We start from the raw sequence: 12,500 nt of genomic DNA on the forward strand, positions 1-12,500 counted from the left end.
CGGGTCCTGTTTCAGGGGCAGCTAAAGCCGGGAAGCTGGAACGGGTTACGAATGCTGCCTGGGGTAAACGACAGCGTGACCTGATGACCTTCCACGCTGAACGTAGCTTCGCGGGTCAGGCCGCCTGCAGCGGTAACCCGGGCGCGGTCAAAGAAGCGATTGAGCGCCCAGGGGCCGCTGGTGACCAGCGTCGACGTAGTGCCGTTGGTCAGGCCCAGCTGCATCCGCACCTGGCTGGTACCGCCAGGGCCAGGCCAGCTGACCATCTGCACTGCCTGCGGCCCGTGGCTGTAACGTAATTGCTGTCCATCCACATCCAGCGTCAGATTAAGGATGTCGTTGTCCATTTTTACGGTGCGCAGCGTGACGCGGAAGCCTGGCGTGGTTGCGCCGTTGGCAAAGAACGCATCGCGAATCGACTGTGCCTGCTGGAAAGGACGAAGCAGCGCTTCGCCACCCGGCAGCGTTTTACCGTCAATACCCGGCGTAAAGCGCCATGCCGTGTTGGTGGTATCGACTTTGCTGGCCAGGTTGTCGCGGAAGAAGCTGTCCATCATGCCGCTGCCGGGCGCAAACATCCGGGCCAGATCGTCTGGGGTGACTTCACTGCGCGCGGAGCGAACCAGCGGATAACGACCGGCGATCGCCTGACGACAGAAGCTGCCCACTTCCATCGTGATGCGTTTACGGACGTTATCCATATCGCGTCGCTGTGCATCGCTGCTGGCCCCGACCGCCATGCTGGAAACCATATTCTGCAGCGAACCGGGCAGACGTCCGGCGCTGGCCTGAAGGCGACTGATCGCATCGCTGGCCGGTGGCGGCATCCCGCTGTTGGCGGCATCCTGCACCGCCGTGAGGTAGCGATAGAGATCGTCAATCTGGTGCAGGAAATCATCCACCGCCAGCACCTTGCTGCCCTGCTGCAACGGCTGCGCCAGCTCAAGCACGGGCGCAAAATGCACGGCAACCGCCTGTTCCGGAGACACCTGCGCTGCCGCCTGTCCACGCGCCGCCGCCGCGTCGGGCGAGGTAAACAGCGCTTCAAGGGTGCGGGTGGCGCTGTTATCCGACGGTTTTGCCGCCTGCGCGGTTTTCTCGTCGGGCTGTGCCCGGTTCAGTGTCAGCAGGTTGCTGAGATTAATCACCAGCTGGCGCAGCGGCGAGTGGTTGCCCGACAGCAGACGCGCGGTGTTGATACGTTGGGAAAGATCAGCGCTGCTGTTGAGCTGGATATCGCTCAGAAACTGCTCCCACTGGCCGATATAGTCCTGCACATAGAGCTGGCGCACCGCGAGATCGGTCTGCTCACTTTTCTGTTGCGGCGCAACACCGCCAAGTACCCAGAGATCATCCTGATAAAGTGCCTGCGTCACCGGGGCAATCTGCTTATCCACATGCTGCCAGTAGCCATCCGGGGTATAGAGACCGGACACCCCGTCATTCACCGATTTACCGCTTTTGCGGGAAAACACCAGCTCGCTCTGAGGGCCGCCCAGCGCCGCCAGCGTCACCGGCTGCAGGCTGTCGCTGCGTGAAAGCAGGCGCTTCAGCCGCCCATAGACCCGCTGTGACAGCGGCATCTGATTAATCAGCGCCTGCTCGCGCTTTACCAGCGCGTCATCCTTCGCATACGGCGAGGAGTGAATCTGCGTCTCCAGCAACTGTTGCAGATGCCACGCCAGCTGTTTCACCTGTTGCTGTGTAACGTTCTGCGGCAGCTCACGCGAGAGATTCAGCATCAGCCAGGCCTGCAGGAATTTGCCATCGTAGTGCTTCGGCTGATAGAGCATCTGATACGCCTTAAGCGCTTCATAGCTGTAGTCAGCGTCGCTGCCCGTGTCATTGCGTAGCCAGCGGGTGATGTTCTGCGCCACCTGCGGCAACAGCAGCTGTTTCAGTGCTTTGTCATAGAGTGCACGGGTCGCATCGCTGACCTCAGTACCACGATATAGCCCCATACGGCGCGTCAGCGGTGGAGAGTCCAGCGAGAAGTCGGCGCTTTCCGGCAGATGCAGCAGGGTGTTGAGATACGGCACCAGCGCAAAGAGATCGCCATTGACCTGCTGCTGAAGCTGATCGCCGAGTTGCTCAACCTGCGGCCCTTTAGCGGCCATCTCCTGAAGATAGGCTTTGTTCTTGCTGTAGCTGGTAAGCCACAGTCCGCCTGCCACCAGTAACAGCACCAGCAGCGCCAGATACCCCGACCATAATCCGGCGCGGTTGCGCAGCTCCCACCAGCGATTGCTGCCTGCCAGACCTGACTCCTGGAAAATCACATTTTCCAGCACCCCTTTCAGGAAGAAGCTCTGGCCTTTGTTCTGCGGAATCGGTGACTCTTTATTGACCTGATCCCAGCCTCCCGACTCGCCCGCCTGCTGACCCGGCAGATTCAGTGCGCGGTTCAGCTCGCCCATCACCCGGTCAAACGGCAGCCCTTCCTGGGTGCCACTGGCAAAGTAGATGCCGCGTGGTGCGAACTGGGTTTCAAAATCGGAGCGGGCAAACAGCGTATCGAGCGCGTCTGCCAGTAACGGACGTAACGCCGCAAACTCCTGCGGGAAGAGATAACATTCGGCCCGAGCCTGGGCATCACTCTCCGTCAGCAGACGATCGGCCAGTCCGGCATCGAGTCGCTGTTGCAGCAGTGAATACTCCTGCTGGAACTGGCTGTTCAGCTCGAAATCGGCGGCGGATGCCTTCGCCCATGGAAAGGTGAACCCCCAGATTTGTTCGCGCTGAGCTTTGTCCAGCGAGGCGAAGTAGCTGCGGAAGCCTTTGAGCAGGTCAGCTTTGGTGACCAGCACATAGACCGGGAAACGGATGCCGAGACGATCGTGCAGCTCCATCAGACGCTGACGCAGCGCCAGCGCCTGGTTGCGCAGTGCCTCGGGCGACTGGCTCAGCAGATCGGAGACACTCAGGGTGACGATGACACCGTTAATCGGCTGACGTCCGCGATATTTACGCAGCAGGTCGAGGAAATGATGCCATTCGCTGGCATCGCGATCCTGCTGACTCTCCTGGGTGCTGTAGCGCCCGGCGGTATCGAGCAGCACCGCGTCATTGGTGAACCACCAGTCGCAGTTGCGGGTGCCGCCAATACCGCGCAGCGCCGACTTGCCGAACTTGTCCGCCAGCGGAAACTGCAGGCCGGAGTTGACCAGTGCCGTGGTTTTACCGGCACCGGGTGCGCCGATGATCATGTACCAAGGCAGCTGATAGAGATACTGGCGGCCAAAGCGCTGCGCCCAGAACGGCGTGCCCTTGCTGCTGTGGCGCTGGAAATGCGCCTTTTTCAGCATCTCCGTGGCTTCCGAGAAACGCCCTGCCAGCACCTGCTCCTCGCTGGTCAGACGCTGACGATCGGCTTCCGGCGCATCGCTTTTGCCGGTTTCCAGGCTCGACATCAGCTTGCGGTTGAGCCAGAAATTGTAGATCCGCGGGATCGCCTGACCCAGGCCCCAGACCAGATAGAGCAGCGCGATACTGATCATCCGGTTCTGCTCTGGCTCAAGCGGACGCGAATCAACGATAGAGAAGACCGGGCCAATCACCCAGATAATAAATGAGAGCGCGGTGATGCCGACAAAGCCCCACGCCAGGCGACTGGTCAGCACCGCAAACAGAATATTCAGCATGGATCAGTTCCCTCTCGCCAGGCCGTTGAGTTCGGCATGCGTCGCATCCGGCGCCACCAGCAGTGTGATTTCAACGCGACGGTTACGTGCGCGATTTTCTGCGCTGTTGTTCGGCACCAGCGGATTGCTTTCGCCGCGCCCTTCCGCTTTTACCCGTGACGGATCTGCCAGTTGCTGTTGCAGCAGGGATTGCACCGACCGCGCGCGTGCCAGTGAGAGTTCAAAGTTGGAGGCGAAGCGTGCGCTGCGGATCGGTACGTTATCGCTGTAACCAATCACCTGAATCTGGCCGCTGACGTTGTTCATGGCGGCGGCGATGCGCTGGATCACGTCAACATAGCGTCCGCGCACCTCGGTAGCCGCCGAGGCAAATAGCCCATCCCCTTTCAGTGTCACCACGCTGCGATCCGCTTCGTCACGCACGGCCACCAGCCCGGCATCGATTTCCGGTTTCAGGAAGGCGCGCAGGTTGAGCGTAGCGGGCGGTGGCGGCGCAGGGTTACCAATCTTCACTTCCGGCAGCGCCGTCTGATAGATGCGGGCCAGCACCGGCGAGGTGTAATCGCCCAGACGCCAGTTGAGCACGATATAGAACAGGCAGGCTGCCAGCCCGGCGACTGCGGCGCAGGCCCACAGCGGGATCATCGGTCGCCACAGCTTGCGCAATACCGGCTGATCGGTAGGATGCGGTGACAGCGCCGCCGCGTAACTGCCTCGCACGCTTCTGATCATCTGCAGCAGACGCTGTTTGATGGTCTCCAGCTGCGAGCGGCCATTGTCCAGCACCCGATAGCGGCCTTCGAACCCCAGCAGCAGACAGAAGTAGATCAGCTCCAGCATCAGAATGTGACGCCTTGGGTTCTGCGACAGCTTGGCCAGTAGCTGGAAAAACTTCTCGCCACCCCAGGTTTCGTTGTGAAAAGTCACCAGCAAGCCGTTGCTGGTCCAGACGCCGCGACTGCCCCACGGCGTCAGCGCCGCCGCCTCATCCAGCGCGGTACAAAGGCAGTAACGCGCGCCGATGATCACTTCGTAGCCGAGACCTGACTGCTGGCAGCTCAGCTCGAAGCGGCGAATCTGGTCGATCAGTTGCTGGCGCAGTTGCGCCGGGTCTTCGTGCGACACCGAATGGCGGATCTGTGGAATCGCGTTAATCAGGGGGTTAGCCGCCGCGACCAGCACATTCTGGTGGCTGGCATCGGGCGCAAGATCGCTGTGTGATTTTTGTTGTTCCTGCATCATGCTGCGTGCTCAGTTTATTATTCTGACTGACTGCGGATGGCCCAGAACTCCATGTTCAGGCCAGGAAACTCACCGGCAAGATGCAGCGCAAAAGCGCCCGAGCGCTCCATCTCTTTCCATAGCTCGCTGTTCTTATCCAGTTCGAAATAGCTGTATCCGGCATGCCACGGTATCTGCGGCGGCGCGCCGGGCATCGCCCGAAGTGCCAGACCCGGCAGCTGCAGCTGCACCAGATCGCGGATTTTGCTGACCGGCGCGACTTTCATCTGCGCAGGGAAATGGGTTTTGAGCGTGTCAGCCGGCACACTGGCCTTTACCGCCAGCACAAAGCCAAACTCATGCACCATGCTGCTCTCCGGCACGGTGGCAACATTCAGGCCGTGGGAACGCTGAATCAGCGGTAGCTGAATCGCGCTCTCTTCCATCACCTGCGACAGTCCCTGGCGCAGTAGCAGCGACAGGCGGCTGAAGCAGCTGTGCAGATCGTCATGATCGTAGAGCGGCAGTAAATCCGGTGCGCGGGCGGGTGTCCAGGTGCTGAGCTCCGCCGCCAGTTGCAGCCAGTGGCTGTAGAGCGTTTCAGGATGGAGCAGAGGCAAATGTTGCAGATGGCTGTGCAGGCCAAGCTGACGATTGAGCAGTGCCAGCAGCATAAAATCGACCATATCGGCGCTGTTGAAACGACCGGTGCCAGGCGCGCGCTGACTCAGCTGCTGGCTGCGTTGCTGGATCAGCCCGTGCAGATCGTTAAACATGTTCTGCAGCGGACGGCTGCTGTTCAGGGTCAGCATCGGCGGGATATAGTCGCTGTCGAGCCGGATGTGGTTGTCGCTGCGTTTTTCAATCACCTGCGCCACGCCCATCGCGGTCCACTCAGCGGTCAGATCCTGTTCCAGCATCAGCCGCAGGCGCAGCTTGCCGAACTGCACCGTGGCGCTGCCTACGGCCTGGGCGTTGTCATCTTCCACGTCCGCTTCCCAGGCGAGATAGCGCGCCAGAGAATCCTGCGACTCTTTGAAGGCGACCGCTTCGCGGCCATTGCGCCGGGCCGGTATCGCCAGCACCACTTTGCTCCGGTCAACAGAAGCCGGCAGATCCAGCGGCGCCGGGCCATGCTGCGGCTGGCTGAAGGAGAAAAACGTGCCGTCTGGCAGACAGCCGCTGGCCGCGCTTAGCGCCAGTTTTCCCTGACGCAGCAGCGCTTCATCGAACTCCAGATCGTAAAAGCCCCATGTGTAGGCGCGCTGTGACTGGCCCCACTCACGCAGGGTGCTGAGAAGATAATTTTCTGACTGCTGGAAATGGTGAGGACGCAGAAACATCCCCTCGGTCCAGACTACCTTTTCGGCTCTGTTCATAGACATCACTGTTTTTCCACGCGAAGGCCATTAATCCCTGCCACGATGCGGGCATTCAGCTCGCTATCGTTACGTTTCCAGAACGCCCAGAATGACGGCGAATCGCCTTCGGGAACCGGCAGTGACAGTCGCCAGACCTTGCCATCCAGCGACTGATATTCCGCCATGATGCCGATAAAGCGTGCCTCCGGCAGACTCCGGATGCGCAGTGTTTTGCTACGCTGTCCTGGCGTCAGGAAGAACTGTTGGGTGTTGAGCTGGGCGCTGCCCAGCACGGTTCCCGACTGGTTTTGCAGGGAGTAAAAGTCCGCCGACATGAACTCCGCATCGGAGCTCAGTAACACCACACGGACCTTCAGCGGCGCACCGCCATTGAGCTGATTCTGTCCCTGCACGTCCAGGTTGTAGTAAGCCACCGGCGGCGTACTGTTACTGCTGCAAGCGGCAAGCAGCCACACCAGCAGCACGATCACCCCACGACGCAGTTGTGTTGTTCTCATCATCAAGCCCTCCCTGCTCTGTGCGATTAGTTAATGATCCAGGTTCCGTTACTGCTGTTCTGACAGGCGGTGCTGTCACCGTTGACCGCGACGCAGGTTTTCTTCTTGCTGCTGCGCACGCGACGTTTTGGCTGATCGGCTTTAACGGTCTGGTCGTAAAGTTCGCTTTTCACCACGGCGCGGAACGGCACATAGCCCGTCAGTTGGACGGTTGCCTGCGGCGCGGCGGGCTGAGCATCTTTCACGGCAGCGGTGGCGTTGTCCGGTTTACCTTCTGCTGCGGCCTGCGCGGGTTCACCCAACGCCAGCCAGTTGTTCTCTACCTGACCAATCACGGTGTAGCTTTCGCCGGTTTTCAGGGTATCCACCACTTTGCCGCCGTAACCTGGCTGGCTCATGACCGAACCGGGATAGAGCGCGCGGTAAGTTTCGTTGACCGGGCTGAACTGCGCCGGCGGTTTAACGGCGTAACGGTGGCTGATCGCCACGCCGTCAACCGTGCTGGTGACCAGCGTGTCATCGGTCATTTTTGGCGGTGTTTTACAACCGGCGACTGAGAAAACAAACATCAGGCCTAACGCAATACGGAGCTTCACCATTTTTTTCATGTTGTGTTCCATTCATATCCTGGAGAGTGGCCAGAGGCCGGTTGTCAGTGTTGAAAATCGGGAGCAGGTCTTCAAAAAATTTGAGTTAGTGCCATGCTAAAAAACAATTCTTAAACGAACCGCGCTAAACCGTCGCATGCTGGCATGGCAAACGATCAAAAAAGGTTAAGTATAAAAATTTATAAATGGAGACGACTGCGGGAGACGGGAGGAATCTGACCTGGTAATAAACGATCAAAAACCTGATCAATATTTTCCCGGCAAATTTAAGAAGGCAGGCAAAACCCAAGCTTTACTAATGCCATCCCTGGTCGAAAAACAGACTTATTGACTCAGATTTAAAATAACAGTGTTATTCGCTAACGAAATAAAATGGCTTAACACATCTGCCAGACACCTTATTAAAGCGATCCAATTCAACAAGTTACATCAATATAAGATTTCATAGCTACCGCACGAGTCAGGTATTCCCTGCCCGCCGGTCTGAAATTACAATCCATGTGTAAATATAATCTGCGAGTTTACATAAGATTGACAAAATTTCAAAGACCCACTTTCACAAGATTTTACTTTAGAAATACTTAACTAATTAAGTTAATCCAAATATGTCACCCTTTTAGGTACTCTGTTAGGACAAATCCCAACAACTTGCAAAAATATGAAGTATTTTTACACATTGATTAATTTTACAACACCCCTTCATTAAAAATACTCATGTTAAAAGTGGTTCTGATTTTTTGCACTCAGGATGTGTAAGCGTCAGGCCGCTGGCAGTGATGCATTACACGCTCACAAAACCACGAAATAAAAATATACTTATCAATTAGTTAACTATTTAATGTACGGGATTTCAGTGAGTGAACATGGAAGAGAGCAGAATGGAGGTAAGCGAAGCGATTATCGGTGAATTGCCCGTTCAGACAGGACTGATTAATTGTTCTTTAGAAAGCGTGATTACTAATAAGTGTAATTGTGTCAGAAGGTTACAACAGAGGATCACAAAAAAACCACGCCTGAGCGTGGTTTGAGCTGGCGCGCCGGGTAAGCGGCTTGTCAGGATTAGAAAAAGCCCAGGGGCTCGATGCTGTAGCTGACCAGCAGATTCTTGGTCTGCTGATAGTGATCCAGCATCATTTTGTGGGTCTCACGGCCGATGCCCGATTTTTTATAGCCGCCAAATGCGGCATGCGCCGGATAGAGGTGATAGCAGTTCGTCCAGACGCGTCCCGCTTTAATCGCCCTGCCCACGCGATAGGCACGGTTGATATCGCGGGTCCAGACGCCTGCACCCAGGCCATAGATAGAATCGTTAGCGATGCTGACCGCTTCCGCCTCATCTTTAAAGGTTGTAATACCAATGACCGGGCCAAAGATCTCTTCCTGGAACACCCGCATGCTGTTGTTGCCTTTCAGCAGGGTTGGCTGGATGTAGTAACCGCTGTTAAGTGAGTCATCCAGCTTTTCGACGCCGCCGCCCACCAGCACTTCAGCACCCTCTTTTCGTGCAACCTCAAGATAAGAGAGAATTTTATCGAATTGCTGTTGCGACGCCTGAGCGCCGACCATGGTCTCGGTATCCAGCGGATCGCCCCGTTTAATGGTTTTTACCCGCTTCATGACAGCCGCCATGAACGGCTCGTAGATTGACTCCTGCACCAGTGCACGCGACGGACAGGTACAGATTTCACCCTGATTCAGGAAGCCCAGCACCACGCCTTCGGCGGCTTTCTCAATAAAGCTCTCTTCCGCCTGCATGATGTCTTCAAAGAAGATGTTCGGTGATTTGCCGCCCAGCTCAACTGTCGACGGGATCAGGCTTTTCGCTGCCAGCTCCAGAATATGACCGCCGGTGGCAGTAGAGCCGGTAAAGGCGACTTTGGCGATGCCGGGATGAGAGGCCAGCGCTTCACCGGCCTCTTTACCGAACCCATGCACCACATTCAGCACGCCCGGCGGGAGCAGATCTTTTATCAGATCGACAAAGAGGGTGATCGACAGCGGCGTCTGTTCAGCCGGTTTCAACACGACGCAGTTACCCGCGCCCAGCGCCGGTGCCAGTTTCCAGGACGCCATTAACAGCGGGAAGTTCCAGGGGATTATCTGTGCCACCACACCCAGCGGCTCGTGGAAATGGTAGGCGGCCGTGAACTCATCAATCTCTGCTGCACTGCCCTCCTGCGCGCGGACACAACCGGCAAAGTAGCGGAAGTGATCGACGGCCAGCGGCAGATCGGCCGCCAGGGTTTCACGCACGGGTTTGCCGTTATCCCAGGTTTCATAAACCGCCATGGTCTCCAGATGCTCTTCCAGCCGATCGGCAATTTTCAATAGCAGCAGCGAGCGTTGCTGGGGTGAGGTCTTGCCCCAGGCATCAGCTGCCGCTGCCGCAGCGGCCACCGCGTTGTCAACATCGGCAGCGTCTGAGCGTGGAAACTCACCGGCGGCAGAACCATTCACCGGTGAGGTATTGGTGAAGTAGTTGCCGTTCACCGGCGCGACGAATTCACCATTAATGAAGTTGCCATAATTTTTTTGTAGCGTAATCAGAGAACCCTGTTCTCCGGGGGCGGCGTAACGCATGGTCATTCTCCTGACAGGTGACTAATGCAACAATGATGAAACTTATTATTAACATGAAGGATCATTGAGAGCCTGTCAGGTCTGTTAACCAGAAACTGTGACCGCCCCGAAGGAATAGGTGCTTCCGCTGCGCTTATAGAAAATTCCGACTTTTACCTAAAAGACTGGTCAGGGAGAAACTTGTGCGGCACAAAGGGTGTCAACGTGAGGATGAATTCATTCTGGAGATGAGCATGCTGGCTTCAGCTATTACCCTGATGCGCGCTAAAGCCAATTTCGTGCATCAGTTTATCCGCAACCCTCGCAAGATGGGCAGCATTACACCCTCATCAGAGGCACTGTGCCGCGCCATGATTGCGTCGGTGGAATGGCCTGAAACGTTACGAATTGCCGAACTCGGCGCAGGTGATGGGGTGCTGACACGGCAGATACTGGCGCAGATGGCACCCGACGCAACGCTGGATGCTTTTGAGATCAGCAGCACGCTGGCAGACAAGCTCAACGCGCTGGACGATCCACGCATGACCGTGCGCACCTGCTCTGCGGAGTACCTGAGTGGGAAGTATGACGTCATTTTCTCTGGCCTGCCGTTGCTGTCTTTACCCCCTGAATTGCGAGAGGCAATCCTGCGTGCGGTCTATAACGCCCTCGGCCCGAATGGCGTGTTTGTGCAGTTTCAGTACACCTCGCTGACCCAGCCTGATCTGTCGCGCTACTTCACCTGGGAACGCCAGCGGGTGCTGAAAAACGTGCCACCCGCCTGGGTCTATCGCTGCACACGTCATTACGCGCCCTGAGCACGCCCGACTAACGGGCGCGTCTGTTGCCAGAACGTCGCCAGCAACTCACGCGCCCAGTCTTTCCCTTCTATCTCGTTGGCCCCTTCCTCTGTGCAGCCCTGCGGCGTACAGACGGTCATGATGTGCCGTGTAAATTCAGGATGAAACTGCACGGAGAGTGCCTGCGGCGTATAGCGTACAATCTGACAGCCATCGCGTGCAGAAGCAGCCAGCACCTGTGCCTGCGGCGGCGCACTGATCACCGACTGGCGATGTGACAGCCAGACGCTAAAATCCTGTGGCAATTTCTGCAGCAGGGGATCGCGCTGCGCCTGGCCTGAACAGCGGATCGGCAACAGACCGCGCTCCCAGCCATTGGGGTTATCGGCCACTTCCCCGCCCAGCGCATAGGCCATCAGCTGATGACCATAGCAGACACCCAGCAGCGGCAGATCAGTATCAATCGCTGCCCGAATCCATGCGGCGCTGCGTTCGCTCCACTCAGCGTGATCGGTGACCATCGCCCAGGAACCGCTGAGGATCGCTCCGGAAATCTGATCGAAATCGGGTAATGCCTCGCCCAGATGGGGCCGGACAATCAGATACTCATCAGGTTGCAGGTTTAACGCGTCAATGAACCAGCGCGGCTGTTCACCAATCTCTGAGACGACGTTTGCGGGTGGGACTTCAAGCTGAATCAACGCAAGGGGTAAGGCGGACGTCTGGGTCATACCGAATCGGTTCCTTTAAGAAGTCGTTTCAAATCAGTCTGCCAGCATCGCGCGCGAAAGTCTCATCGGGCTGCGCCGCAATGGCAGAAAATTTGTCGCTGCGATTGGCTGGAATGCCGCAGTTCGTGCCATCATTAGCGGGCTAAGCAAAAATCATCGAAAGGATATTATCGTGGCTGTGCGGCATTTTTTTCTGATTCTGATGGTGGTTTCCATCTGGGCCTTCAACAACGTGGCGGTGAAATGGGGCCTGCTGGAGCTGCCGCCCCTGTTTCTGACGTTTATGCGTTTTGTGATCGTGGCCATCGTGCTGGTGCCGTTTTGCCGGATTAACCGTCAACAGTTGCCCTGGCTGCTACTGCTGGCGTTTACATTCGGCTTTATGCACTTCTCGCTGCTGTTTGTCGGCCTGCGCTACACCGATGCCGGCACCGGTGCCATTGTCGTGCAGCTGGGAACGCCGATTGCCATGCTGCTGGCGATGGTGGTGCTGAAAGAGAAGCTGAAGCTGGTGCAGCTGGTGGGCATTATGATCTCGCTGAGCGGCGTGGTGGTGCTTTCTGGCAGCCCGACGATTCCGTCATGGTGGGTGCTCTGCCTGCTGCTGTGCAGCGCCACCGGGTGGGCCGTCAGTAACCTGATTGTAAAGAAGTCGCCGCCGATTAAGCCGCTGACCATGACCGGATGGATTGCGTTTCTGGCGATTCCGATCACAGGCGCGTCCAGCTTTGTGATGGAGTCGAACCAGCTCTATGCCCTGCAACATGCGGGCTGGCACGGCTGGTTTGCGATTCTCTACAGCGCCATCGCCTCGTCGATTGTGGCTTATACGCTGTGGTACATGCTGCTGAAGAAATATAACGTCAACCTGATCATGCCCTACTCGCTGCTGACGCCGGTTTTATCGGTGCTGATGGGGATTATGGTGCTGGGTGACAGCCTCAACAGCTTCAAGATTATCGGCGCATCCCTGGTGATCTTCGGCACGGCTATCGCGGTGATCAACCTGCGTAACCTACGGATGCATGCCCGCTTCCCGCGCCTGCGGCGGCGTTAATTCC

Annotated in this window: 9 protein-coding genes; 2 read left to right on the plus strand and 7 right to left on the minus strand. The window is 57.2% G+C overall.

All coding sequences use genetic code 11. From position 1 onward, the window contains the following. Positions 1 to 11 precede the first annotated feature (11 nt). The 6 genes from tssM to exaC all read right to left on the minus strand — a co-directional run bounded on the left by tssM (position 12) and on the right by exaC (position 9,929). Positions 12 to 3,641 (minus strand): type VI secretion system membrane subunit TssM, encoded by a 3,630-nt coding sequence (tssM, locus tag ACR8BF_RS11210; RefSeq protein WP_434744962.1) that lies wholly within the window; start codon positions 3,639 to 3,641, stop codon positions 12 to 14. A 3-nt stretch (positions 3,642 to 3,644) separates the two neighbouring features. Continuing rightward, the gene (locus ACR8BF_RS11215; protein ID WP_434744963.1) at positions 3,645 to 4,883 is read right to left on the minus strand and encodes a DotU family type VI secretion system protein; all 1,239 of its coding nucleotides are present in this window, start codon (positions 4,881 to 4,883) and stop codon (positions 3,645 to 3,647) included. 17 nt (positions 4,884 to 4,900) lie between these two features. Continuing rightward, on the minus strand, positions 4,901 to 6,241 hold the full coding sequence (tssK, locus tag ACR8BF_RS11220) for a type VI secretion system baseplate subunit TssK (RefSeq protein WP_179897105.1): 1,341 nt from the start codon (positions 6,239 to 6,241) through the stop codon (positions 4,901 to 4,903). 5 nt (positions 6,242 to 6,246) lie between these two features. Further along, on the minus strand, positions 6,247 to 6,744 hold the full coding sequence (tssJ, locus tag ACR8BF_RS11225) for a type VI secretion system lipoprotein TssJ (RefSeq protein ID WP_179895998.1): 498 nt from the start codon (positions 6,742 to 6,744) through the stop codon (positions 6,247 to 6,249). 23 nt (positions 6,745 to 6,767) lie between these two features. Next, the gene (locus ACR8BF_RS11230) at positions 6,768 to 7,361 is read right to left on the minus strand and encodes an SH3 domain-containing protein (protein ID WP_292993236.1); all 594 of its coding nucleotides are present in this window, start codon (positions 7,359 to 7,361) and stop codon (positions 6,768 to 6,770) included. Between the two features lie 1,047 nt (positions 7,362 to 8,408). Then, entirely contained in the window at positions 8,409 to 9,929 is a 1,521-nt protein-coding gene (gene exaC / locus ACR8BF_RS11235) for an acetaldehyde dehydrogenase ExaC (RefSeq protein ID WP_292993238.1), read from the minus strand. A gap of 233 nt (positions 9,930 to 10,162) precedes the next feature. On the opposite strand from exaC, the gene ACR8BF_RS11240 reads away from it, so the two are divergent. Beyond that, positions 10,163 to 10,726 carry a class I SAM-dependent methyltransferase gene (locus ACR8BF_RS11240; protein WP_179896001.1) on the plus strand — a complete coding sequence of 188 codons (564 nt, stop codon included), beginning with the start codon at positions 10,163 to 10,165 and terminating at the stop codon, positions 10,724 to 10,726. Here ACR8BF_RS11240 and ACR8BF_RS11245 read toward each other — a convergent pair. Further along, a complete protein-coding gene (locus ACR8BF_RS11245) occupies positions 10,714 to 11,439 on the minus strand; it encodes a glutamine amidotransferase (RefSeq protein ID WP_313701463.1) in 726 nt (241 codons plus the stop codon). The two genes, ACR8BF_RS11240 and ACR8BF_RS11245, sit on opposite strands and share 13 nt — an antisense overlap. Before the next feature lie 172 nt (positions 11,440 to 11,611). On the opposite strand from ACR8BF_RS11245, the gene ACR8BF_RS11250 reads away from it, so the two are divergent. Then, the gene (locus ACR8BF_RS11250; RefSeq protein ID WP_434744964.1) at positions 11,612 to 12,496 is read left to right on the plus strand and encodes a DMT family transporter; all 885 of its coding nucleotides are present in this window, start codon (positions 11,612 to 11,614) and stop codon (positions 12,494 to 12,496) included. Positions 12,497 to 12,500: the final 4 nt, after the last annotated feature.

Source organism: Candidatus Pantoea rara (assembly GCF_051136265.1).
GTDB classification, from domain to species: domain Bacteria; phylum Pseudomonadota; class Gammaproteobacteria; order Enterobacterales; family Enterobacteriaceae; genus Pantoea; species Pantoea rara.

Coding starts and splice junctions, on each gene's coding strand:
- tssM (WP_434744962.1), bottom strand. CDS start 3,641: ATGCTGAATATTCTGTTTGCGGTGCTGACCAGTCGCCTGGCGTGGGGC.
- ACR8BF_RS11215 (WP_434744963.1), bottom strand. CDS start 4,883: ATGATGCAGGAACAACAAAAATCACACAGCGATCTTGCGCCCGATGCC.
- tssK (WP_179897105.1), bottom strand. CDS start 6,241: ATGAACAGAGCCGAAAAGGTAGTCTGGACCGAGGGGATGTTTCTGCGT.
- tssJ (WP_179895998.1), bottom strand. CDS start 6,744: ATGATGAGAACAACACAACTGCGTCGTGGGGTGATCGTGCTGCTGGTG.
- ACR8BF_RS11230 (WP_292993236.1), bottom strand. CDS start 7,361: ATGGAACACAACATGAAAAAAATGGTGAAGCTCCGTATTGCGTTAGGC.
- exaC (WP_292993238.1), bottom strand. CDS start 9,929: ATGCGTTACGCCGCCCCCGGAGAACAGGGTTCTCTGATTACGCTACAA.
- ACR8BF_RS11240 (WP_179896001.1), top strand. CDS start 10,163: ATGCTGGCTTCAGCTATTACCCTGATGCGCGCTAAAGCCAATTTCGTG.
- ACR8BF_RS11245 (WP_313701463.1), bottom strand. CDS start 11,439: ATGACCCAGACGTCCGCCTTACCCCTTGCGTTGATTCAGCTTGAAGTC.